General features: G+C 62.4%; 21 protein-coding genes. 10 read left to right on the top strand and 11 right to left on the bottom strand.

Annotated features, from left to right (window positions below; all coding sequences use genetic code 11):
* Positions 1–28: 28 nt before the first annotated feature.
* The 3 genes from phnN to F757_RS0100790 form a co-directional block, all read right to left on the bottom strand.
* Positions 29–580, bottom strand: a complete 552-nt coding sequence (phnN, locus tag F757_RS0100800; RefSeq protein ID WP_027209701.1) for a phosphonate metabolism protein/1,5-bisphosphokinase (PRPP-forming) PhnN — start codon at positions 578–580, stop codon at positions 29–31.
* A gap of 148 nt (positions 581–728) precedes the next feature.
* Positions 729–2552 (bottom strand): diguanylate cyclase domain-containing protein, encoded by a 1824-nt coding sequence (locus F757_RS0100795; RefSeq protein ID WP_027209700.1) that lies wholly within the window; start codon positions 2550–2552, stop codon positions 729–731.
* On the bottom strand, positions 2552–3700 hold the full coding sequence (locus F757_RS0100790; protein ID WP_027209699.1) for an extracellular solute-binding protein: 1149 nt from the start codon (positions 3698–3700) through the stop codon (positions 2552–2554). The genes F757_RS0100795 and F757_RS0100790 overlap by 1 nt, the downstream gene beginning before the upstream one ends.
* A 619-nt stretch (positions 3701–4319) precedes the next feature.
* On the opposite strand from F757_RS0100790, the gene F757_RS0100785 reads away from it, so the two are divergent.
* On the top strand, positions 4320–5102 hold the full coding sequence (locus F757_RS0100785; RefSeq protein WP_027209698.1) for an ABC transporter substrate-binding protein: 783 nt from the start codon (positions 4320–4322) through the stop codon (positions 5100–5102).
* A gap of 362 nt (positions 5103–5464) precedes the next feature.
* Positions 5465–6580, top strand: a complete 1116-nt coding sequence (locus tag F757_RS0100775) for a succinylglutamate desuccinylase/aspartoacylase family protein (protein WP_027209697.1) — start codon at positions 5465–5467, stop codon at positions 6578–6580.
* Between the two features lie 83 nt (positions 6581–6663).
* Here the strand turns inward: F757_RS0100775 and F757_RS0100770 are convergent, their stop codons facing one another.
* Positions 6664–7479 (bottom strand): MetQ/NlpA family ABC transporter substrate-binding protein, encoded by an 816-nt coding sequence (locus F757_RS0100770; RefSeq protein WP_027209696.1) that lies wholly within the window; start codon positions 7477–7479, stop codon positions 6664–6666.
* Between the two features lie 305 nt (positions 7480–7784).
* Here F757_RS0100770 and F757_RS0100765 point away from each other — a divergent pair, with 305 nt between their 5' ends.
* Complete coding sequence (locus F757_RS0100765; protein WP_027209695.1) at positions 7785–8948, top strand: porin; 1164 nt, start codon at positions 7785–7787, stop codon at positions 8946–8948.
* Between the two features lie 143 nt (positions 8949–9091).
* Here F757_RS0100765 and F757_RS0100760 read toward each other — a convergent pair whose 3' ends face one another.
* The 3 genes from F757_RS0100760 to F757_RS0100750 all read right to left on the bottom strand — a co-directional run bounded on the left by F757_RS0100760 (position 9092) and on the right by F757_RS0100750 (position 11178).
* Positions 9092–9706: a pyridoxamine 5'-phosphate oxidase family protein gene (locus tag F757_RS0100760; RefSeq protein WP_027209694.1), complete on the bottom strand. Its 615-nt coding sequence runs from the start codon at positions 9704–9706 to the stop codon at positions 9092–9094.
* Positions 9707–9827: 121 nt separating this feature from the next.
* The gene (locus F757_RS0100755) at positions 9828–10211 is read right to left on the bottom strand and encodes a VOC family protein (protein WP_027209693.1); all 384 of its coding nucleotides are present in this window, start codon (positions 10209–10211) and stop codon (positions 9828–9830) included.
* 52 nt (positions 10212–10263) lie between these two features.
* The gene (locus F757_RS0100750; RefSeq protein WP_027209692.1) at positions 10264–11178 is read right to left on the bottom strand and encodes a LysR substrate-binding domain-containing protein; all 915 of its coding nucleotides are present in this window, start codon (positions 11176–11178) and stop codon (positions 10264–10266) included.
* A gap of 109 nt (positions 11179–11287) precedes the next feature.
* Here F757_RS0100750 and F757_RS0100745 point away from each other — a divergent pair, with 109 nt between their 5' ends.
* The 7 genes from F757_RS0100745 (at position 11288) to F757_RS0100710 (ending at position 18731) form a co-directional block, all read left to right on the top strand.
* Complete coding sequence (locus F757_RS0100745) at positions 11288–12409, top strand: tartrate dehydrogenase (RefSeq protein WP_027209691.1); 1122 nt, start codon at positions 11288–11290, stop codon at positions 12407–12409.
* A 155-nt stretch (positions 12410–12564) separates the two neighbouring features.
* Complete coding sequence (locus tag F757_RS0100740; protein WP_035466019.1) at positions 12565–13872, top strand: MFS transporter; 1308 nt, start codon at positions 12565–12567, stop codon at positions 13870–13872.
* 88 nt (positions 13873–13960) lie between these two features.
* Positions 13961–14494 (top strand): DUF4142 domain-containing protein, encoded by a 534-nt coding sequence (locus F757_RS0100735; protein WP_027209689.1) that lies wholly within the window; start codon positions 13961–13963, stop codon positions 14492–14494.
* A complete protein-coding gene (locus tag F757_RS0100730) occupies positions 14487–14843 on the top strand; it encodes a cupredoxin domain-containing protein (RefSeq protein ID WP_027209688.1) in 357 nt (118 codons plus the stop codon). The genes F757_RS0100735 and F757_RS0100730 overlap by 8 nt, the downstream gene beginning before the upstream one ends.
* A 13-nt stretch (positions 14844–14856) precedes the next feature.
* Positions 14857–15570: an RNA polymerase sigma factor gene (locus tag F757_RS0100725; RefSeq protein ID WP_027209687.1), complete on the top strand. Its 714-nt coding sequence runs from the start codon at positions 14857–14859 to the stop codon at positions 15568–15570.
* Positions 15571–15899: 329 nt separating this feature from the next.
* Positions 15900–16910: an ABC transporter substrate-binding protein gene (locus tag F757_RS0100715; protein WP_051376639.1), complete on the top strand. Its 1011-nt coding sequence runs from the start codon at positions 15900–15902 to the stop codon at positions 16908–16910.
* Between the two features lie 114 nt (positions 16911–17024).
* Positions 17025–18731 (top strand): GMC family oxidoreductase, encoded by a 1707-nt coding sequence (locus F757_RS0100710; protein WP_027209685.1) that lies wholly within the window; start codon positions 17025–17027, stop codon positions 18729–18731.
* On the opposite strand, the gene F757_RS0100705 is transcribed toward F757_RS0100710, so the two are convergent.
* From F757_RS0100705 to F757_RS0100690, 4 genes are read right to left on the bottom strand one after another with little or no spacing between them, the layout of a single operon-like run.
* Entirely contained in the window at positions 18719–20146 is a 1428-nt protein-coding gene (locus tag F757_RS0100705) for an aldehyde dehydrogenase family protein (RefSeq protein WP_027209684.1), read from the bottom strand. The two genes, F757_RS0100710 and F757_RS0100705, sit on opposite strands and share 13 nt — an antisense overlap.
* Before the next feature lie 33 nt (positions 20147–20179).
* On the bottom strand, positions 20180–20974 hold the full coding sequence (locus tag F757_RS0100700) for an ABC transporter permease (protein ID WP_027209683.1): 795 nt from the start codon (positions 20972–20974) through the stop codon (positions 20180–20182).
* Positions 20971–21882 carry an ABC transporter permease gene (locus tag F757_RS0100695; RefSeq protein ID WP_035466012.1) on the bottom strand — a complete coding sequence of 304 codons (912 nt, stop codon included), beginning with the start codon at positions 21880–21882 and terminating at the stop codon, positions 20971–20973. Before F757_RS0100695 ends, F757_RS0100700 begins: the two co-directional genes overlap by 4 nt.
* Positions 21879–23228: an NAD(P)/FAD-dependent oxidoreductase gene (locus F757_RS0100690; protein WP_027209681.1), complete on the bottom strand. Its 1350-nt coding sequence runs from the start codon at positions 23226–23228 to the stop codon at positions 21879–21881. The genes F757_RS0100695 and F757_RS0100690 overlap by 4 nt, the downstream gene beginning before the upstream one ends.

Raw genomic sequence — 23228 nt, 5'->3', positions numbered from 1 at the left:
AGGACGACACGACGACACAGGCACACGCCTAGCGCCTTCCTGCGGCCTGGAGAAAGGCGATAAACGCATGGCCCGCGTCTTCCAGCTCGCCGGAATTGTCGATGGATTCGCAGCGCACACCGTCGGGCAACGAGAATGGCGCGTGGCGCGCGAGCCTTGCGGCCACCTGTTCGGCCGATTCGCGAGCCCGCGCGCCGAGACGCGCCTCGAGAATATGCGGCGCGGCATCCACATGCACGACTTCGGCGCGCGGATAGCGTGCGAGCGCGTGATGCAGATACTGGCGCGAGCCGTTCACGACCACCGTGCAGCCGCGCGCGAGCCACGCGTCGAGTTCGATACCGATGCCGTAGCGCAGCGAATGGCTCGACCACTCGAGCGCGAAGAGACCGAGCAGCGAGCGGGCGGCGAACTCTTCGACACTAAGCGCGATATGTTCCTCGCCATTTCCGCTTGGCCGCGTAATGTAGCGATGCACGAACAGAATCGGCTCGCCCGCAAGACGCTTGCGCGCGAACCCAAGCAACGCGTCTTTGCCGGCGCCGGAAGGCCCCATCACATAGACCAGGCGACCTGTCATTGGCCCCTCACCTCGTGGCTGTAAAACGGCACACTTTGCCACAAGACGGTGTTTTTTGGGCCTCTTCATTGCAAGCCGCAGCCGCTGCAAAGCCCGCGCGCGCACAGCGGCAGCGGACTTGCACCTACTCGTGAGACGCGGCGCGTCTTCAAGCCGTGGGCTCGGCTTCCTGTCCTTCGGTTGCTCCCTCGCCGGTCTGCGCGTGCACCGCTTCGGCACGCTCGGCCTGCTCCCGCCGGCGCGCTTCGAGCACGTCCTGATAACGCAGATAGGCGCACCGTCCCCCGGATTTCGCCACGTACATCGCAGCGTCTGCATTGAGCAACAGTTCTTCGGCCGTACCGCTGTCGTCGGGAAACTGGCTGATGCCGATGCTCGCGCCCACCGTCATGCCCTGGCCGTCCATCACGATTTCTTCGTTGAGCGTCGTCATGATGCGCGACGCGACGCCCGGCGCCGCTTCCGCCGAACGCGGCCCTTCTATCAGCACGATGAATTCGTCGCCGCCGAGTCGCGCGACAACATCCGCGGAATGGAGCACCTGTTTGAGCCGCCGCGCCACCGCAACGAGCACCTTGTCGCCGACGGAATGGCCGAACTGATCGTTGATCTGCTTGAAGCGGTCGAGGTCCACGAACAGCACCGCGAGTCCCTCGCGGCGGCGCGTCGCGTCCTGAATCGCACGTTCGAGCTTCTCCATGAACAGCGTGCGGTTCGGCAATCCGGTCAGCACGTCGTGCGTGGCCAGATGCACGAGCTCGCGCTGCTTGACGTGCAGCGCGTCCATTTGCGAGCGGATTTCACGGCGCAGGCGATCAAAGCAGCGCGCGAGCACGCCGATTTCGTCAGTGCGCTTGAGCGGCAGCGTTTCCATCGCATGTTCGGCGAACAGATGAGTCGCCGCGTACGCGAGCATATGCAGCGGCCTCGTGAGCGCGCGGGCGAAGAGAATCGCGAGCAGCACGGCCAGCACGCTGAAAATCAGCACCATATGGACGATGCTGTCGCCCAGCAGGTGCGCGCCGGACAGCACGTCCTGGAGCGGCTTGCCGAGCCCCAGCACGATGAAACGGTTGCCCTCGGATGCGCCGAACGGTCTGCGTACAAAGGCGAGCACCTGACCATCCGTCTGCCGGGGATGCGCCATGTCGTCCACCAGTACCTCGCTTTCCTTCTGATCGAACAGCGGCCTGGTGACAGCGAAGCTATCCTGCATCAACACGCGGCGGCCCACGTCGAAGCCGAAGGTTTTGGCCGGGTCGGGATGAACGAGAAAGTCGCCCCATTCGTTCGCGAGATAGACCTGATAATCGCTCGGCAGATCGCTTTGCAAGCGCTTTAACAACTCCCCGAGATCCACGTCGATCACCACGACGCCCACCACCACACCCTGCGCATTCGTCACGGGCGTGGCGACCCGCAGCGTCGGCCTGCCTTGCGCCGCGTGCGCGCCGTATTCGTGATTGACCAGAATAGGCGACGTGTAAATGCGCCCCGGAGAAAATGCGAGCGGCTCGAATACGTATGGAAACTGTCCTTTTTCCTGCAAATCGACGCCTTGCACACGCATGAGTCCGTCGGCGTCGCGGTCGAATCGAATGATCTCCAACCCATGATGCGCGCGGCTGATCAGACGGACTTGCAGGTATTGAGCGTGATGAACCATGATGCTCGAATACACCTGCGCGAGCCGCTCGCGCAGCAGGTTCTTGCCGAAGCCGTCGTCGCTCGCCGCGACTTCCGCCGACGAGGGGAGACTCGCGAGCACAAGCGCGTCCGCGCCGACATCGTCGATGGATGCGGAAATGCGCTCGCCGAGCAATTCCGTCGAGGTCAGCAAGCTGCGCCCGGCCTCCTTCACGAGCATGGTGCGATTCGAGTGGTACGCGTAATAGCCGGTCGCGCCCGATGCCAGCACCCCGATGCAGGCGAGCAGCACAGACAGTTTGAAGGTGAGGCCAGGGCGGAACATCAGAAGCGCTCCGAGCGGTCACCGGACGCAATTCTGGCCCACAGGTCCTCGCGCCGCTGAATGTTCTCGACCGGACGGATCCACACGATGCGCGCGTTATCGTTACTCGCGGTGGGCGCGGTCAGTGTATTGGCGAGCCCCTGCCGCTGCGTCAGCAGCCGGCTTACGTCCGGTTCGAGCATGTAGTTGATCCATGCGAGCGCGAGCGCGGGATCGGCCGCCGCGCGCGTCATCGACCAGCAGTCGAGCCACGCGAGCACACCTTCGTCTGGAATCACGTAGCCGACATCGGCGCCGGCGCGGCGCAGCAGTTCCACTTGCTGCGTGCCGTAGTTGCCGAACATCAACGCGACCTTATGCTGGATGAAAAACGCAGTGGCCTCTTCGGGCAACGTGTAATACGTCAACAGATTGCGGCGCAGTTCGACGAGCTTGTGAGCGATCGCCCGCATCTGCTCGTCGTTCAGATTGAAGGGATCGCGATAACCCAACGCCAGCGCCGTGAAAGAAAAGTTGTGCTGCGCGCTGTTGAAATCGAGCACCTTGCCGCGGTAGCGCGGGTTCCAGAGTTCGCGCATGGAGCGCGGCGCAACCGGCACCTGCTTGCGGTCGTAAATGAGGCCCATCGACGAATAGGTAAACGGAATGGCGTAGACCTTGCCGTTTGTCACGAGTCCCTGGATCGCCGCGCGCGCCTGGAATCGCGGCAACTGTCTTGCCGTATTCGGCAAGCTTTGCAGATCGAGCGGCGCGAGCAGATTGGCGCGCGTATAGCGCTGTACTTCGGCCGTGTTCGCAGCGAGTACGTCGAAAGGCGGGGCGTTTTTCGCATGCAGTTGCGCCCACAGTGCTTCGTCGGAATCGACGAGCGTAACCTCCACCCTCACGTTGTAGCGCGATTCGAAAGTTCTGACCACGTCGGCATCGGCGTAACCGGGCCATGCGAGAACATGCAGGACTTTTTTCGTGGCCTCGGCCGACGCTGCCGAAAACATCCCAACGCAAAGAAGCACGCTCAGCAGGAGTCGCAGCAAGACGCCGCAGCAGCGAGGCGCCGCCGACCGCGAGCGCCGCGCAGCCGCCGTCATTCGCCGCTGGCCGCGCCGCGCGTTGCAGCACTTTTTATCTGCCGTCGAAATCTTGTGCATACAACACCGTTGAGCAGAAGGCAGTTCGGGCGAGCCTATGTCCGCGTAATGAATCGCGAATGAATACCGGAGAACGTTTCCTCAGACAGGACTGCTGTGTTTTTGCGCCGCATGGCGAACGAGAGGAGCAACGATGATAGCGCCAAGCAATATGTTTTTGGTTTCCTTACTGCCTGAATGCCCAGAAATAACTCGGCCTAGGCGGGACACGGCGAGCAATCATCACGTCTTAACGGCACGCACTTTAACTTTCTTTAATCTTGCGATGAATTAAATAGACGCTGCCAACGCAAACACTATTTAACGATTCGTATTCAGGGTGGTATCACAGCATGATGGAATGCGGCATAACGTCCTGCGTCGATGGCGGCATATTGATGCGGCATACATCGCCTGCGGCGGCAAGCAGGCAGGAGCGCCTTTGTTTTAGAGGCGTCCGTCGTCCGCCATCCGGTGTTTCACTAACTACCCAATCTTTTTGAACTGATAAGCTTGGCGCGCGTTGCTGGCCGCCCCGGCCGGCAGCTTCAACCCAGGCCCGGTCGTGAGTCGCGCCGGGTTTCCCGCCAGCGGCACAACCGCATGTGGGAGTATTTGAACTACACCGAGGAGTTAAACAGTGAAAAAACTGCTAGCGGCTTTGACGGTTGCTCTGCTTGCCACCGTCTCGATTGGCGCACACGCTAAAGATTGGTCCACCATCCGTTTCGGCGTCGATGCCAGCTATCCCCCGTTCGAGTCCAAAGGCTCCGACGGCAAGCTCGTTGGCTTCGATATCGACCTCGGCAACGAAATTTGCGCGCGCCTGAAAGCCAAGTGCGTGTGGGTGGAAAACGACTTCGACGGCATGATTCCGGCGCTGAAGGCCAAGAAGTTCGACGGCGTGCTGTCGTCGATGTCCATGACGCCGCAACGCGCCGAACAGATCGCCTTCTCGTCGAAGCTGTTCAACACGCCGACGCGCCTCGTCGCGAAGAAGGGTTCGGGCATCCTGCCGACGGCTGAATCGCTGAAAGGCAAGACGGTCGGCGTCGAACAGGGCACGATCCAGGAAACCTACGCGAAGGCTTACTGGGAACCGAAGGGCACCAAGGTCGTGCCGTATCAGAACCAGGACCAGGTGTACGCGGACTTGCTGTCGGGTCGCCTCGACGCAGCGCTGCAGGACGCCGTGCAAGCTGAAATCGGCTTCCTGAAAACGCCGCGCGGCGCAGGCTTCGACTTCGTCGGCAAAAACCTGGACGATCCGAAGATTCTCGGCAACGGCGCGGGTATCGGCATGCGCAAGGAAGATACGGACCTGAAGGCGAAGGTGGACAAGGCCATCGCCGACATCATCAAGGACGGCACGTACAAGAAGCTCGAGAAGAAGTACTTCGACTTCGACGTGTACGGCAGCTAATACGCCGGACTCCACGTCCACGCGCCCGCCACGCGTCTAGCGGCGCGCTGAACGGCCCCGGAACGGGCTCCGCCACACGCGGAGCCCGTTTTGTTTTGTGCCTGCCTGATGATCTGCCTGATGATCTGCCTGGTGTTCTGCCTGGTGCCACGCTATTGCCGCGCTATTGCCGCGCTTTCGCCCCGCTTTGCGCCCCGCTTTGCGCCGGGCAAACACGCGCATCGCCGTATCGGCTAAGATCGTGCGATCGAGGTGCCGCGGGTCTGCCGCCAGTTTGTGCCGCCGGCGCCTCGCGCCCTGCAAGCTTCTCCCTGTAATCAACGACATAGCGGCGCGCCGCCTTCCCCGCGAAATCGACAACCATGCAAACCCAATCCCATCCGCTGATTGCCCCGACACTCGGGACCGCCCGCAGCCTGACCAGTTTTCATTACGGTCCGGCCGGCGGACAAAAGATTTATATCCAGTCGTCCCTGCATGCCGACGAACTGCCGGGCATGCTCGTTTCGTGGGCACTGCGTCGCAAGCTCGCCTCGCTCGAAGCTGCCGGCAAGCTGCGCGGCGAAGTCGTGATCGTGCCGGTAGCGAACCCGATCGGCCTGAACCAGCACTTCCTCGGGCACCTGACGGGGCGCTTCGAAACCAACACCGCGCAGAACTTCAACCGCAATTTCCACGATCTGTCCGCGCTGGTGTTGCCGGTTATCGAGGAGCGCCTCACCGATAACGTCGACGCAAACCGCACGGCGATCCGCACGGCGATGCGCGAGGCTCTCGAAGCGCAACAGCCCGCGACAGAACTCGAATCGCAGCGTCTCGCGCTGCAAAAGCTCTCGTACGACGCGGACGTGGTGCTCGATCTGCATTGCGACTGGGAAGCCGCCATGCACCTGTACACGAATCCGGACCTGTGGCCGGAGGTGGAGCCGCTTGCGCGTTACCTCGAAGCAAAGGCGTCGCTGCTCGCGCTGAACTCCGTCGGCAATCCGTTCGACGAAATTCACAGCTTCTGCTGGTCGGATCTGCGCGGCCGTTTCGGCGAACGTTTCCCCATTCCGAACGGCTCCATTTCGGTCACCATCGAATTGCGCGGCCAGCGCGAGGTGTCCTACGAGTACGCCGAGCGCGACGCCCAGGCGATCATCGAATATCTGACCGGGCGTGGCGTGATCGAGGGTACGGCGGCGCCCTTGCCGCCGCTCGAATTCGCGGCCACGCCGCTCGCCGGCGCGGAGCCGATCGTGGCGCCCATCAGCGGTGTGCTGGTGTATCGCTGTGAAGTGGGTACATGGATCGACGCAGGCACTGAAATCGCCGACATTGTCGATCCGCTGACCGACCGCGTCGTCACGTTAAAGAGCAGCGTGGCCGGCGTGCTGTACGCGCGGCACCTGACGCGCTTTGCCACCGCCGGCATTGAGTTCGCACGCATTGCAGGCGCAACCGCGTTTCGCAGCGGCTCGCTGCTGAGCAATTGATTGGGCCGCAGCAAATAAAGGAGGCGCCGTAAGGGCGCCTTCCGCACTCGCTTCGCGTCAGAACGAAGCGTCAAAGCGAAGCATCAGAACGCGGGAACAATCGCGCCCTTGAACTGCGTGTCGATGAACTTGCGCACTTCATCGGACTCGTACGCGGCAACCAGTTTTTTCACCCACGGCTGGTTGCGGTCCTGATCGCGCACGGCGATCAGGTTCGCGTAAGGCCCTTTCAGGTCTTCGATTGCAATCGCGTCTTTAGTCGGCTGCAGTCCCGCCTTCACGGCATAGTCGGTATTGATGGATGCCGCGTCCAGGTCACCCAGCGCACGCGGCAGTTGCGCGGCGTCCAGCTCGACCAGTTTGATCTTCTTCGGATTTTCGGCCACGTCGAGCGGTGTCGCATTGACGCCGTTCGTGCCGACGCCCGGCTTCAGCCGGATCACGCCGTACTTCTGCAGCAGCAGCAACGCGCGGTTTCCGTTCGAGGGATCGTTCTGAATGCCCACCTTCGCGCCCTCCGGCAGATCTTTCAGCGATTTGAGTTTCTTCGAATAGAAGCCCATGGGCGACACATACGTCAGCCCGACATTGACAATCTTGTAGCCGCGCTGCCTGATCTGGCTATCGAGAAACGGCTGATGCTGAAAGCCGTTGGCGTCGAGATCGCCTGCATCCAATGCGGCGTTCGGCTGCACGTAGTCGTTGAATTCGATCACTTTGAGGTTCAGCCCTTCGCGCGCCGCCACCTTTGTCACGACCGACCAGATTTGCGCGTCCGGGCCGCTCATCGTGCCGACCTTGAGCTGCTTGCCGTCGGCATGTGCAAACGTTGTCGTCAACGAAAGAGCGGCGGCGCTCGCCACGGCAAGCAGATTCCTGATGATGATCCGGCGTTGCATGCATTTCCCCATAAACGGTTGGATTGACAGGCGCGCATCGTCGCACGCGGCGGCGGCGCTCTGAAACCAATCGTTTTTCACAGGCTTATATCGGCGAAGCAGAAAAAGCTTATGCACGCGAGGCAGCGCTCAATGCCGCGCAATGATTCGCCGCATTAACTGGACTGTGGCGTATGCGCGACACATCTAAAAATGAATGTGCCTGTCATATGCCTTACCCAGCGTTCCCTTAAATTTCCGGCCATCGCGCGACCTTGCCAAAGAGCATGGCGCCGCGATCGCTTAATTTTTAATCGGAGAACGTTTTGAACAAGAAACTATTGACCGCCGCTACCCTCGCAGTCTTCGCAAGCGCAGCACATGCACAAAGCAGCGTCTCGCTGTATGGCGTGATCGACGCCGGCATCAGCTATGTCAACAACTCAAAGACCACCACGGGTCACGACAATCTCTTCAAGTACGACGACGGCGTTGCTCAAGGCAGCCGTTGGGGCCTGCGCGGCACGGAAGACCTCGGCAACGGTCTGAAGGCGCTGTTCGTGCTGGAAAACGGCTTTAACAGCGGTAACGGCACGCTCGGCCAGGGCGGCGCGCTGTTCGGCCGTCAGGCGTATGTGGGCCTGTCGCAAAACAACGTCGGCTCGCTGACGTTCGGCCGTCAATACTCGTTCTCGACCGATTACCTCGGCGGCGCGTATTCGACCGGCGGTCAAACCGTTGCAGGCAACTACGCCTATCACATCAACGACATCGACCAGTTGACGTCGAGCCGCATCAACAATTCGGTCAAGTTCAGCAGCGCGAATTTCGCGGGCCTGACTTTCGGCGCAATGTACGGCTTCTCGAACCAGGCGGGCGCATTCGCAGGCGCACCGGCATCGGGTACGACCGCTGCGCCGGTCGCGGGTTCGTCGCGTGCGTACAGCTTTGGTGTGAACTACGCGAACGGCCCGTTCGGCGTGGGCGCGGCATACACGGACATCCACTACCCGAGCCAGGCTACTCCCGCATTCTCGACGACCATCGCGAACGTGACGACGGGCAACATCCGCGATCTGCGCACGTTCGGCGTGGGCGGCCGTTACACGATTGCAGCGGCCACGCTGTGGGCGTTGTACACGAACACGCGCCTTGCACCGATCACGGGCGGCGCGACCACGTTCGCTGCGTATGAAGCGGGCGCCAAGTACGCGTTCACGCCGGCGCTGACGGCAGGCGCGGGCTACACCTACATGCACCTGAGCAACGCCAACCGCGGCCATTGGAACCAGGTCGACCTGAGCGTCGACTATGCGCTGAGCAAGCGCACCGACGTCTACGCGCTCGGCATCTATCAGATTGCAGCAGGCCGCAACGGCACGCAGGATCTGCAGGCGCAGATCGGTTCGAGCACCAGCTACTTCAACACGTCGGGCACCGGCGCGGACAATCAGCTGGCGTTCCGCGTGGGCATTCGCCACAAGTTCTAAACGCGGCGTTCAGAACCCGCCAGGGTTTGTGCTGTAGACAGCGTGACCTGTACAAATGCCCCTGTTTTTCAGGGGCATTTTCGTTTACGTTCTCTGCGGCTGCGGCTGCGACTGCGGCCTCGGGCAGGTTTGCTCGCTATCGCTCAATAAAGCCCCTTCATGACCCGCTCCGGCGCCTCCTTATCGTACTGTGCGCCATCGAACGTGCCTCCGCTCAGACGCCTGTGCATATCGCCTGCGCTCGGCAAACTCGCGCGGTCAGCCTGCTTTTGCGGGTCCCACAGCGCGGAGCGCACCAGTGCCTTCGAGCAGTGAAAATATGCCGCCTCGACATGCACAATGAGCACCGTACGCGGCAATTTTCCGCGGACTTCGAACCGCTCGAGCAGCTCAGGGTCGATGGAAATCTCCGCACGCCCATTCACCCGCAACGTCTCGCCAACGCCCGGCACCAGGAACAGCAAAGAGACGCGCGGATCAGTCACGATGTTCTTCAAACTGTCGATGCGGTTATTGCCCGGCCTGTCCGGCAACGCTAGCGTGCGCTCGTCCAATACCTGAACGAAGCCGGCCGCATCGCCTTTCGGCGAGCAATCGGTGCCACCCGCGCCCACGGAAGACAGCACCGCGAAAGGCGAAGCGCGCACGAACGCCTGATAGTCGCTGTTGAGGCAGTCAATTTCCTTCCACACGGCGCGCTCGTGCGGCTCGCCGTAAATCTGCTCCAGTTGCTCTACGCTTTTCACCGTGAATGTCATGGCCGACGCTCTTGCCTGGAAACGGTTGATGAAATCGGAACATGCAGTATAAGCAGCGCAATCGTGGTGCGCCTGGTCGCTTTGCGCTGGAATCGCGCACATTCTGCCCGCTGCGGCAAAGCTAGCCGCCCACTGCATAAGGCCGCGTCATCAACTCCAGCAAATGACCGTCCGGGTCGTCGAAGTAAAGCCCGCGGCCGCCGTTGTGCAAATACGTTTCGCCCGCGCGTTGTTTGCCGGGGTCGGCCCAATACTGAATGCCTCGCTCGCGAATGCGCACGAACGCCCGCTCGAATTCTTCGTCGCCGATCAGAAACGCGTAGTGCTGCGAGGAAATCGGTTCATCGCTGTCGAAAAAATCCAGCGACACGTCATTGGCCATCTGCACGACCAGCATTTCTCCGAATGGAACGGGAGCCGGCAGATCGAGAATATCCTGAAGAAACCGGGTCGACGCCTGCTTGTCGCGGCACCAGACGATAGTATGGTTCAGTTGCACGTTCACAGTTGCGCCTCCATGCAGTAGTACTGTGCCAATCAATACAGGCGACACTGGGTCACCCCACCTCCGCCAGATCCCGCGCGACAAAATCCACGAACGCACGAATGCGGTTCGACATCTGATGCCGTTGCGAGTAAACGGCGAAGATGTCCGCATTCGGCGTGTCATAACCGGGCAGCACGACCACGAGCGAGCCATCGGCCAGGTACTGTTTGATATCCCACTCCGCGCGCAACAGAATGCCGTGCCCTTCGAGCGCCCACTTCACCGCTATCTCGCCGTCGTTCGTGGTCAGCGTGCCTTTGATGCGCACCGCTTCGGTCTTCTGCGACGCACCCTTGCCCGAAGTCAGACGCCACACGCCATATGCCTCGTCGCCCTGACGAATGCCGATGCAGTTGTGCCGCGTGAGATCGTGCGGCGTCATCGGCATGCCGTGCGAAGCGATGTATGAAGGCGCCGCGCACAACAAACGCCGGTTGCCCGCGAGGCGCCGCGCGATTACGCGCGTATCGGGCGGCTCGCCAAAACGGATGCAAACGTCGAACGTATCGTCCGTGAGCGGCGGCGGCGTGACCGACAACTGAAGCTGCACCGATACCTGCGGATACTTTGCGACAAAGCGCGAAATGGCGGGCCCGACATGGCTGCGCCCAAAGCCGAGCGTGGCATTCACGCGCAGCAGTCCCTTGGGGCTCTTCTTCGCCGAACCGAGCAACTCGGCGAGTTCGTCGATCTCGTCGAGAATCCTGCGCGCATGCTGCAGATACAAGTCGCCTTCGGGCGTGAGCATCATGCGGCGCGTCGTGCGGTTGACGAGCGCGACGCCCGCGCGGCTCTCCATTTGAGTGAGCCGCTTGCTCACGGCCGCCGCCGTCAAACCCAGTTCGCGCGCCGCCGCGCTCAGGCTGCCGGATGCCGCCAGCGTCGAGAAAAAGCTCAAATCGGCTGGCTGGACGGTATCTGGCATGGGCTGCACTTATGAATTGAAGTTAAAGATGCTTTGAGTCTAGCACCGGTTTTTGCGCGCAGATGTGCGTACAGTCGTCGCAATCGCACAACATTTCCGGAGACGCAGCATGAAGACCTATCGCATCGCTACCATTCCCGGCGACGGTATCGGCAAAGAGGTGGTGCCGGCCGGCGCCCAGGTTCTCGAAGCGCTGGCGAGAACCACGCAGTCGTTCGCATTCGAATTCGAAAATTTCGACTGGGGCGGCGACTATTACCGCAAGCACGGCGTGATGATGCCGGCGGACGGACTGGATGCGATCCGCGACAAGGATGCGATTCTGTTCGGCTCAGCGGGCGATCCGCACATTGCCGATCACGTCACGCTGTGGGGCCTTCGTCTGAAGATCTGCCAGGGTTTCGACCAGTACGCGAACGTGCGCCCCACGCGCATCCTGCCGGGCATCGACGCACCGCTAAAGCGCTGCAAACCCGAGGATTTGAACTGGGTGATCGTGCGCGAGAACTCGGAGGGCGAGTACTCCGGCGTGGGCGGCCGCGTTCACCAGGGCCATCCAATCGAAGCCGCAACGGACGTGTCGATCATGACCCGCGCCGGCGTCGAACGCATCATGCGCTTCGCGTTCCGGCTCGCGCAATCGCGTCCGCGCAAGCTGCTGACTGTCATCACCAAGAGCAACGCACAACGTCACGCCATGGTGATGTGGGACGAAATCGCACTACAGGTCTCGAAGGAATTCCCCGACGTCACATGGGACAAGGAACTGGTGGACGCGTCGACCGCGCGCATGATCAACCGTCCCGCCAGCCTCGACACCATCGTCGCGACCAACCTGCACGCCGATATTCTCAGCGATCTGGCAGCCGCGCTTGCCGGCAGCCTCGGCATTGCGCCGACCGGCAATATCGACCCGGAACGGCGCTTTCCTTCGATGTTCGAGCCGATCCACGGCTCCGCGTTCGACATCATGGGCAAGGGACTCGCGAATCCGGTGGGCACGTTCTGGTCGGTCGTGATGCTGCTCGAGCATCTCGGCGAAGTCGATGCGGCGAACCGCGTGATGCAGGCAGTGGAAACGGTGACCGCCGATAAATCGCTGCATACGGGCGACCTGGGCGGCACAGCGACCACCGCACAGGTAACCGCTGCGGTTTGCGCGTTCATCGAACAAGCCGCAGCGAACAGCGCGAACGCCTCGAAAGGAATGCCCTTGGGCAACGCCGCGTAAGCGGCGCAAGCCTTCACTGCGCGAAAGTTTTCGCGCCGCGCCGCCCGCCCGCCGGCCAGAAAAGAAACGGCCCACATACGGCGGCTGCGGCGCGCTTCGCACTCTGCCGCATTCACAAGAGCACAACGCTCGAGCCTCCAGAGGAGGAGACAATCATGACGGACCTCGAAACCCGGGTGTCCCGCAAGCTGATGCTGCGGATCATCCCGTTCGTGATGCTGTTGTATTTCGTGAGCTTTCTGGACCGTGTCAACGTGGGCTTCGCCGCGCTGACGATGAACAAGGCCATTGGCCTTTCGCCAACCGCATTCGGATTTGGCGGCGGCCTGTTCTTCATCGGCTACTTTCTGTTCGAGGTGCCGTCGAATCTCATTCTTCACAAGGTCGGCGCTCGCCGCTGGATTGCCCGCGTGATGGTGTCGTGGGGCATCGTTTCGCTGGCGTCGGCATTCGTCGTCGGGCCGAACAGCTTTTACGCGCTGCGCTTTCTGCTCGGCGTGGCTGAAGCGGGCTTCTTCCCCGGCATCATCCTGTATCTGAGCTTGTGGTTTCCAACCCGTCAGCGCGCCGTCGCGGCCGCGTGGTTCATGGCTGCCGCGCCCATCTCCACCGCCATCGGCTCGCCCATTTCCGGCGCGATCATGAAGCTGCCGTCGTTCGCAGGTCTCGCGGACTGGCAAATGCTCTACATTCTGGAGGCACTGCCGGCGGTGATCCTCGGCTTCTTGGTACTGAAGTACCTGACCGACACGCCGTCGAAAGCGCAATGGCTCGCGCCTGATGAACGCGAATGGCTGATCGCGAAGCTGAAAACGGAAGCCGACGCGCGGCAGTCCCATGCGGGGCACACTGCGGGCGCCTTGAGCGCGCTGCGCGACCCGCGCGTTCTGGCGTTGGCGCTGATTTACTTCGGCACCTCCGCGGGCTTGTACACGCTCGGCTTGTGGGCGCCGCTCATCATCAGGCAGTACGGCTTCGACGCGTTTCAGACGGGCTTGCTGGCGGGCATACCGAGCATCGTCGCAGTGGTCGTCATGATTCTGTGGGCGAAGCACTCGGACCGCACCGAAGAGCGCACCTGGCATGTCGTGATTCCATGCGTGCTGGCCTGTCTCGGCTTCGTGTTCGCCGGTAACGCGGCCTCTGCGCTGATGATCGTGCTTGCGCTCGTGGTCGTGAACGTCGGCATTAGCGCGGCCAAAGCGCCGTTGTGGGCCATGCCGAGCATGTTCCTGTCGGGCGCCGGGGCGGCGGCGGGAATCGCGATGATCAATTCGATCGGCAATCTCGGCGGCTTTGTCGGTCCGTTCGCAATCGGCTGGCTGAAGAACGTGACGGGCGGCTATTCAGCGGGCCTGTATGTGGTCGGCGCGACGCTGGCCGTGTCCGCCGTCGTCACGCTGATGCTGAGCCGGCAATCGAAAGAGGGGCCCGTCGCGGCCGGCGAGCGGCACGGCCACTAAAGGCACCGGCTTCATCTGGGAACAGGATCTTCCGTCGTGACATCCAACGCCGTATGCAACGCAGTGTTGGTCAAACGGGAGAATCCGCATGAAACTCATCCACCCACAGTGGCTCGGCGCACTGGCGCTCGTCAGCCTTGCCAGCTGGGCGCAGAGCGCCGGTCCGACCGATCCGCAGATCGCGGCCATCGTCGTCACCGCGAATCAGGTCGATATCGACGCGGGCAAACTCGCCGAGTCACGCTCGAAGTCGAGCAACGTCAAGGCGTTCGCCAAACAGATGGTCACCGACCACAGCGCAGTGAACAAATCGGCCAGCGACCTCGTGCACAAACTCAAAGTGACGCCCGAGGACAACGGCACGAGCCAAAGCCTCAAGCAAGGCGGCGATGCCAACCTCGCGGCGCTGAAAAAACTCAAGGGCGCCGCATTCGATCGCGCTTATATCGATCATGAAGTGACCTACCATCAAAGCGTGCTCGACGCGCTCGACAAAACGCTGATTCCCAGTGCGAAGAATGAGGAGCTCAAAGCGCTGCTGGTGAAGGTCCGGCCGGCCTTTGTCGCTCATCTCGAACATGCAAAGCATGTGCAGGCTTCGCTGGAGAAAAGCAGTGGTTAAGCGGCGTGCACCAGGCAACGGCGCGCTCCCGCGCGCCACGCTGGCCGGTGCGATACTGGCGCTGATGTTCGCGATTGCCTCGGCCGACGCGGCGCCGAAAAGCTACGTCGTCACGATAGAGAACATGCAGTTCAATCCGCCGACATTGACGGTGAAGCGAGGAGAGCGCGTCCAATGGATCAACAAGGACCTCTTTCCTCATACCGTGACCGCCGGCGGCACGCACGGGTTCGATTCGCGCAGCATTGCGGCCAGCGCATCATGGTCTTACGCGCCGGCAAAGGCCGGTAGTTACCCGTACGGCTGCATCTTTCATCCGACCATGCACGGTACGCTGACCGTCCAATGAGAGCCCGCACACGATGACCGAAGCAGCGAACCTACAGCCGGCGTCCGCGCTCGCGTATTGCTCCGACGACGACCGTGTGCTCGTGCAACGCGTGGTCGCAGGCGATCACGCGGCGTTCGAGTTACTGATGCGCCGCCACAACCGGCGCCTGTACCGGCTCGCGCGTGCCACGTTGCGCGACGACGCCGAAGCCGAGGACGCGCTGCAGGATGCGTACCTTTGCGCGTACCGGACGCTTGCCCAGTTTCGCGGCGAAGCGGCCTTGTCGACGTGGCTTTCGCGGCTCGTGCTGAATGAATGCTATGGACGGCTACGCCGCCATGCTCGCCGCGAGAACGTCGTTCCGATAGTCAGTTCGAACACCGCCGACATCGATATCGAAGCCATGCATCCGTCCGACTCCGAGCCCCCCGACAGCGCAGCGGCACGCGCGGAAATGCGCGCGCTGATCGAGCGCAAGCTCGACGAACTGCCGGAATCGTTCCGCACGGTGTTCGTACTGCGCTCGGTCGAAGAATTGAGCGTGGAGGAAACCGCGCAATGCCTCGGTATTGCCGAAGCCACCGTGCGTAGCCGGCACTTCCGCGCAAAGAGTCTGCTGCGCGAAGCGCTCGCTCGAGACATCGACCTTGCCGGTAGCGAACTCTTCGGCTTCGCCGGTGCGCGCTGCGACCGGATCGTCGCCAATGTGATGTCGCGAATCGACAAAGGCCGCGAAGGCAGTTAGGGCCAGCGACGCGGCGCAACTGGGCGAAGCGGCCAGGAGCGCCGCGCCGGCGACAGGACAATAGCAACGGCAACGGCAACGGGCAATGACCGCCTCACATGGTGCGCAACGCTACGCAAGGGTCTGATATAACACCATGTCATGACCACTCCAACAATTGCGGCGTTGCTCCAGTCAAATTGGCTCACTATATTTCCAGTCAAGCCTGCGCTCCCTGTCGCTTCGGTCGCAAGCCGCAGCAGCGGGAGCGCCGACCTGGATGATGTCTTTCGCTTCAACCGTATCGAGGAGAAGTCGTGATCAGCATGCCAAGGTTGCGCCCGTTAGCCATGACTCTGGTGTTGAGCCTCGCGAGCATGGCGCCCGCTCTCGCCGCGGGAAAAATCACTTTCGTGTCGCAAGGCGGCACGTATCAGGAAGCCCAGACCAAAGCCATCCTCGACCCGGCAGCGAAGGAGCTGGGTCTCACCATCAATCAGGACAGCATTCCGGACGCGTGGCCGCAGATCAAGGCGCAGGCCGCGACCGGCAAGCCGATCTGGGATGTGGTGGACACCCCCACCTCGAACTGTCTGCGAGGCGGCCGCGAAGGTCTGCTCGAGAAACTCGACTTCTCGAAGATACCGAACGCCGCCGCGATGCCGGAAAAGTACCGCACGCCGTATTCGGTCGCGTATGAGTTCTACTCGACGGTAATCGGCTACAACAAAAAGACGTTGAAGAAGACGCCGCAAAGCTGGGCCGACTTCTGGAACGTGAAGGCTTTCCCCGGCACGCGAGCGCTGCGCAACGATCCGCAAACGGTGCTGGAAGCGGCGCTGCTTGCCGACGGCGTGCCGCGCGACAAGCTCTATCCGCTCGACGTGGACCGCGCCTTCAGGAAGCTGCAACAGATCAAGCCTGACATTACCGTGTGGTGGACTTCGGGCGGCCAGTCCGCACAATTGCTGCACGACGGCGAAGTCGACATGACGATGATCTGGAATGGCCGCGCGAGCGCAGTGCGCAAGGACAACCCCGATGTCGATTTCACGTTCAACGACGGCATTCTGCAAAACACGCAGCTATGTGTACTGAAGAACGCGCCGAATCTGAACGACGCCGTGCGCTTTGTGAACGCCGCGATCTCGCCCGAACTGCAGGCGAACCTGCCGTTATATATCGACTACGGTCCCGGCAATCCGGCTGCGTTCAAGACCGGCAAGATCACGCCAAAGCGCGCAAGCGAACTGCCTAGCTCCCCCGAAAATGCCGCGAAGCAGGCGTTGATGTCGGAAGACTGGTGGGCATCCGACGCCGGTATCCAGGCCAAAGCGCGCTGGCTGAAGTTCATGCAGTGACAGGGTTTCTCATCCGCAATTGACGCGCCCGCGGGAAGACGGTTCATCGCGGGCGTTCTGCATTTCCGGGCTTGCGTGTTGTGGCGCGGCGAGCGCCGTTTCCATCTCTCGAACGTGATCGACTATCTGATTCTCGGCGGCGGCTCGGCCGGTTGCGTGCTGGCCTCGCGTCTTTCCGAAGACGCCAGTAAAACCGTATGTCTTGTCGAGGCGGGCCGCGACATCTCGCAGGCGACCATGCCCGCCGACATTCGCAGCCGCTACCCCGGACGGGCGTATCTGGATACCGCCAACATCTGGCAACAGTTGAAGGCACGCATGAGCGCGCCGGCCGCACTGCGCCGCTACGAACAGGCGCGCCTGCTGGGCGGCGGCTCGGCCATCAACGCGTTGATGGCGAACCGCGGCGCGCCTGCCGACTACGACGAGTGGGAAACGCTCGGCGCACAGGGCTGGAACTGGCAAGCGTGTCTGCCCTACTTCCGCAAGCTCGAAACGGACTGCGACTTTGCAGAGTCCGGCAACGGCGGCCTGCATGGCACGCACGGCCCGCTGCGCATCCAGCGAACAGCATGGCCACGCATCTCGCCGTTCGTGAAGAGTGTGCTCGATGCTTTGAAGCACGAATATCCGTTGCGCGCGGACCAGAACGGCCCCTGGGAGGACGGCAGCTTTATCGGCTCCATTGCGGTGAGCGCCAACGGCGAACGCATTCCAACCTCGGTGTGTTATCTCGACGAGGCCGCGCGAGCAAGGCCCAATCTAATCATCCACACCGGCGAGATCGCAGAGCGCATCCTGTTCGACAAGCAGCGCGCAATCGGCGCGCGCATGATCCGGCCGGACGGTACGCATCATGACTTGCGGGCCGGCTGCGTGATCGTCTGCTCGGGCGCGATCCACTCGCCCGCGCTGTTGCTCAGAAGCGGCATCGGCCCGGCCGATGACCTCTGCGCGTTGGGCATTGAAACGATCGCGCATCGGCCCGGCGTGGGCCGCAATCTGATGGAGCATCCGTCAATTGCAGTGTCGGCCTATCTGCCGCGCGCCGCGCGCACACCGTTTCCCGACGAGCATCATGAGCAGGCAATCGTGCGCTTTTCGTCAGGCGTGGCCGGCACCGTGCCAGGCGACATGCACGGCGCAATACTGGCGCGCTCGGGCTGGCATTCGGTCGGCTACCGTCTCGGCACGATGTTCTTCTGGGTCAATAAATCGTACTCGCGAGGCCACCTCAAGCTCAGGTCGGCCAGTGTATTTGACGAACCGGACGTCGACTTTGCGATGCTCTCCGATGCCCGCGATCTCGAACGGCTGAAACTCGCGCTGCGCTTCGGCGCGAGGACGCTCGCCGCACCGTCGATGGCGGCGCATCGCGGCACGCTGTTTCCATCGAGCTATTCGCCGCGCGTGGCGGCTGTTGCCGTGCCGGGCGCATGGAACGCATTGCAGCGCGGCACGCTCGCCGCGCTGCTGGACATTGCTGGACCGCTGCGGGCATGGCTGGTGCGGCGCGTCGTCACGCAAGGCGTGACACTCGACCAGCTGCTCGCCGACGACGCCGCGCTCACGCAATTCGTCACGCGTTCGGTGGGCGGCACATGGCACCCATCGGGAACATGCAGGATGGGCGCAGCCGGCGATCCGCTCGCAGTCACAGATAGTCGCGGCGCGGTCTATGGCGTAGAAGGACTGCATGTGTGCGACGCGTCGCTGATGCCGTCGATTCCATGCGCGAACACCAACGTGCCCACCATCATGATCGCCGAGCGTATTGCGGATCTGTTGCGGGGCGTGCAGCGCGCGCCCTACTCCCCATAACCCACAATCCCCTTCACCTCGAGAAACGCTTCCAAGCCCCACTCGCCATATTCGCGGCCATTGCCGGATTGCTTGTAGCCGCCGAACGGCGAGCCCGCGTCCCAGGCCGGATAGTTCAGATAGACACTGCCCGCGCGCAAGCGCAATGCGACGCGCCGCGCGCGCTCCTGGTCAGCGGACTGAACATAAGCGGCAAGGCCAAACGGTGTGCCGTTGGCGATTGCAATAGCGTCTTCCTCGTCGCGGTACGGAATGATGGCAAGCACAGGGCCGAAGATTTCTTCGCGCGCAATCGTCATCGACGGGTCGACGTTTGCGAACACCGTGGGCCGCACGTAGTAGCCCCGCGCGAGGCCGTCCGGACGTCCGGGGCCGCCCGCCGCGAGCAGCGCGCCTTCCTCGATGCCCTGTCCGATCAGCCGTTGCACGCGTGCGTACTGTACGTCGCTGACTACCGGGCCCATGGTGGTTTCGTCGTCCTGTGCAGGGCCGACACGCTGTGCGGCTGCCGCGTGCTGCGCGATGCGCACCGCTTCGTCGTGCTGCGCTGCGGGCACCAGCATGCGCGTGGGAGCGTTGCATGACTGGCCGCTGTTGCTAAAGCATGAGTTCACGCCCGAGGTCACGGCGGCTTCCAGGTCTACATCGTCGAGAAGAATGTTTGCGGACTTGCCGCCCAGTTCCTGATGCACCCGCTTCACGGTCGGCGCGGCAAGCTTGGCGATTTCCACGCCCGCGCGCGTCGATCCGGTGAACGACACCATGTCGACGTCCGGGTGACTGCATAGCGCGGCGCCTACAGTCGGGCCGTCGCCATTCACGAGATTAAATACGCCTGGCGGCACGCCGGCCGCGTCCAGAATCTCGGCGAACAGCACGGCATTAAGCGGCGACACCTCGCTCGGCTTGAGCACCATCGTGCAGCCGGCGGCAAGTGCAGGCGCCACCTTGCACACGATCTGATTGATCGGCCAGTTCCAGGGCGTAATGAGCGCGACCACGCCCACAGGCTCGTGATTGATGAGCGTCGTGCCCTTCTTGCGCTGCCATGCGAAGCGCTCGCAGGTGAGCAGTAGTTCTTCCAGATGACGCTTGCCGAGGGCGGCCTGCCACGCATGCGAAAGTTTTTTCGGCGCGCCGATCTCACGCGAGATGACCTCCGCCATTTCGTCATAACGTGCCATATACGCATCGAGTATGCGGCGTATCAGTGCGACGCGCTCCGCAGGCTGCGTCGACGAAAACGACGCAAACGCGCGCCGCGCGGCAGCGACCGCGCGCTCCACGTCGTCGTCATTGCCTAGCGCGATTTCAGCGAACGCTTCTTCCGTGCAGGGATCGACCACCGCGAGGCGCGCATCGCCCGAAGGTGCAACCCATGCGCCATCGATATAGAACTTCAGTGCATTGGACATCCGCTTCCCGATCGAGTGGAATCAAAAAACAGCCTACGCCCCCGCGCTGGCCGAACGCCGGCTCACGACCACGATCATCACGAGGCACAAGGTCAGTGCAGTCAGCATGGTGCTGATTGCAGCGATGGTCGGATCGATCTCGTCGCGCAGCGTGACGAACATGCGGCGCGTGAGCGTCTGATTGGTGCCGCCGGAAATGAACAGGGCGACCACGGTTTCGTCCAGCGCCTGGATGAACACGAACACCGCGCCGGAGATCACGCTCGCCTTGATCTGCGGCAGCGTCACCGTCAGAAAGCTGCGCAGGCGATTCATGCCGAGGCTGCGCGCGACCATCTCCTGCGTGCGGTCGAACGTGCGCAAGTCCGCGCCCACGGAAATCAGCACATACGGCAGCCCGAGCATCGTATCGGCGACAATCAGCCCGCCCAGCGTATTCACATAACCGGCCTGCGTGAAAACGAAAAACACGCCCACCGCGACGATGATTATCGGCACCATCAGCGGCAGCATCAGCAGCGTGCGCAGATAGCGCATGGACCAATGCGTGCCGTGCTGGATCGCGTAGGCCGCAGCAACGCCGAGCGGCGTGGCGACCAGCGCCGCGCAAACGGATGCGGTAAGCGTCACGCGCGCTGCCTCGATCCACGCGGGGTTGTCGAAGAATGCGTGATACCAGCGCAGCGAATACGCGGGCGGCGGGAACGTCATGAAGCGCGTATCCGAAAACGACAGCGGCACGACGATCAGCACCGGCAGCATCAGGAACACGAGAATCAGCACGACGAATGCGCCGAGTACGAACCTGCCGAACGGAATCCTGTTCATTTCGCACCCAAGGTCTTTTCGAGTGGAATCACGCGGCTCGCGGCATAGAAGATCGCGAACACGCACACGAGCAACACGACACTCACCGCGCTCGCCGCTCCCCAACTGTTATAGATCTCGACATTGCGGCTCACCACCATCGAAACCATGATCGACTTGCCTCCGCCCATCAGTTCAGGCGTGATGTAGAAACCGAGGCACAGCACGAAGACCAGCGTGACGCCCGCCACCACGCCGCTCATTGAAAGCGGCAGAAACACGCGCCAGAAGACGTGCCACGGCGAACCGCCAAGACTTGCGCCGGCCTGCGAGAGGTTCGCCGGAATCTTTTGCATCGCCGAATAAAGCGGCAGCACCATGAACGGCAGCAGGATATGCGCCATCGCGAGGACAGTGCCGAACTGGTTATAGGCAAGCTGTACCGGTCGATCCACCAGGCCCATTTCCAGCAGCGCCTTGTTGATGAGCCCGGTGCGTTGCAACAGCACGAGCCACGCGTAGGTTCGCACCAGTACGCTGGTCCAGAACGGCAGAATCACCATGCCGAGTATCAGCGCGCTCCAGCGCGGCGAAACGGAGGCCGCAAAGTATGCGACCGGATACCCGAGCAGCAGCGTCATGCCGGTCACAATCGCGCTGAGCTTGAATGTGAGCAGGAAGGTGTCGAGATAGGTGCCGGTGAAAATGCGCTGGTAGTTGACGAGCGTAAAGCCGCCGTCATGCCAGACCGACTGCCACGACAGCCACGCAAGCGGCACCACCAGCAGCACCACCACGACGAACAGCGCGGGGGCGAGCAACAGCAGCATCGCGCGATCCTCGCGTTGCTGATGGCGCACCGACGGGTCCAGCGCGGCGGTCTGCATCAAGGTAGGTTCCTGAAAAATCCGTTTGGCTGTTGTCATCATGCACCCACGGCGTCGAGAAACTGATACCACGCGGCGACCATCCGGACACCGGGCGCGCGCAGCGAATGAAACGGCACGGGCCGCAAGCCTTGCTGACCGAGCAATGCCAGCTCCGGCGTTTCGCCGAGGGCAAGCGCCGCGGCATGCTGACCGAGCAGGCTCGCCATGGCCACACCGGCTCCGTTATAGCCCAGACAAAAAGTCGTGACATCGTCGCTACGGCCAACATGCGGCAACGCGTTGAAGGTCATGCCCACATAACCCGACCACTGGTACTCGATTTGAACCTCGGCCAGATCGGGAAACAGCGCGACCATCGCGCGCCGCAATGCGTCGAAGCCCGTCGCCTGGCCTTCCTTGCCGAACGCGTCGCGTCCGCCGAACAGCATGCGGCCGTCCACCTTGCGGAACCACTTCATCATGCGGCGCGTTTCCGTATAGCTGCGGCGCTCTATCATCAAACGCGCATCGAGGTCCGCGGGCAGTCGCTCCGTCGCGATCATCGCGCTGCGAAACGGTACGAGCTCGCGCTGATAGGCTGCGGTGGCGGACGTGAGATCGGAATACGCGTTGGTCGCGACAATCACCTGCTTCGCGTGGACGGTGCCGCCAAGGGTCCGCAGCACCACACCACCGGAGCCACGCGCAGCACGCGTAATCTCGACAACCGGCGTCGCTTCATATATCGGCACCCCGCGCGCGGTGAGACCGCGCGCGATACCGCAGACATATTCGAGCGGCAGGATCGTGCCGGCGTCGGCGCTCAACACGCCGCCGACAAATCCCGCCGAGCCCGTCTCGCGCGTCACTTGCTCGCGCGACTGCACGCTCATCGACGTATCGCCTAGTTGCGTACGCACCCAATCGGCTTCCGCGCAAATCGCTGCCAACGCGCGCTCGGTGTGCGCGCAACGCAGGCCGCCCGTATGTTCGAAACGCGCGCGCTCGAGCCCGAACTCTTCGACGAACGATTCGACCACCCGCACGCCTTCGTGCGCGAGCCGGTGCATGCGCCTCGCGGTGTCGAGTCCGTGCAGCTTGTCGATCTGCGGAAACGACAAGCGGAATTTCGACGACACCACGCCGCCATTGCGCCCACTCGCGCCCCAGCCGACCGGATTGGCGTCGAACACCGCGCAGTCGACGCCCCGTTTCTGCAGCGCATATGCAGCCGCGAGACCCGAGTAACCGGCGCCGATCACGGCCACATCGACTGAAAGGTCGCGAGCGAGCGGCGCGCCCGTGCTGTGCGGCGCGCGCTTTTCCGGCGAACGCGCGGCCATTGCCCGCCATAAGGAATCGGGCTGGGGACGCTGCGAGGGGTGGTGAATCGCGGGCGCGAGCAT

Origin of the sequence: Burkholderia sp. WSM2232 (genome assembly GCF_000472545.1) — a bacterium.
Classification (GTDB): domain Bacteria; phylum Pseudomonadota; class Gammaproteobacteria; order Burkholderiales; family Burkholderiaceae; genus Paraburkholderia.
Note: the sequence above shows the minus strand (reverse complement) of the source record. Positions and strands in the feature narration are given on the sequence as shown.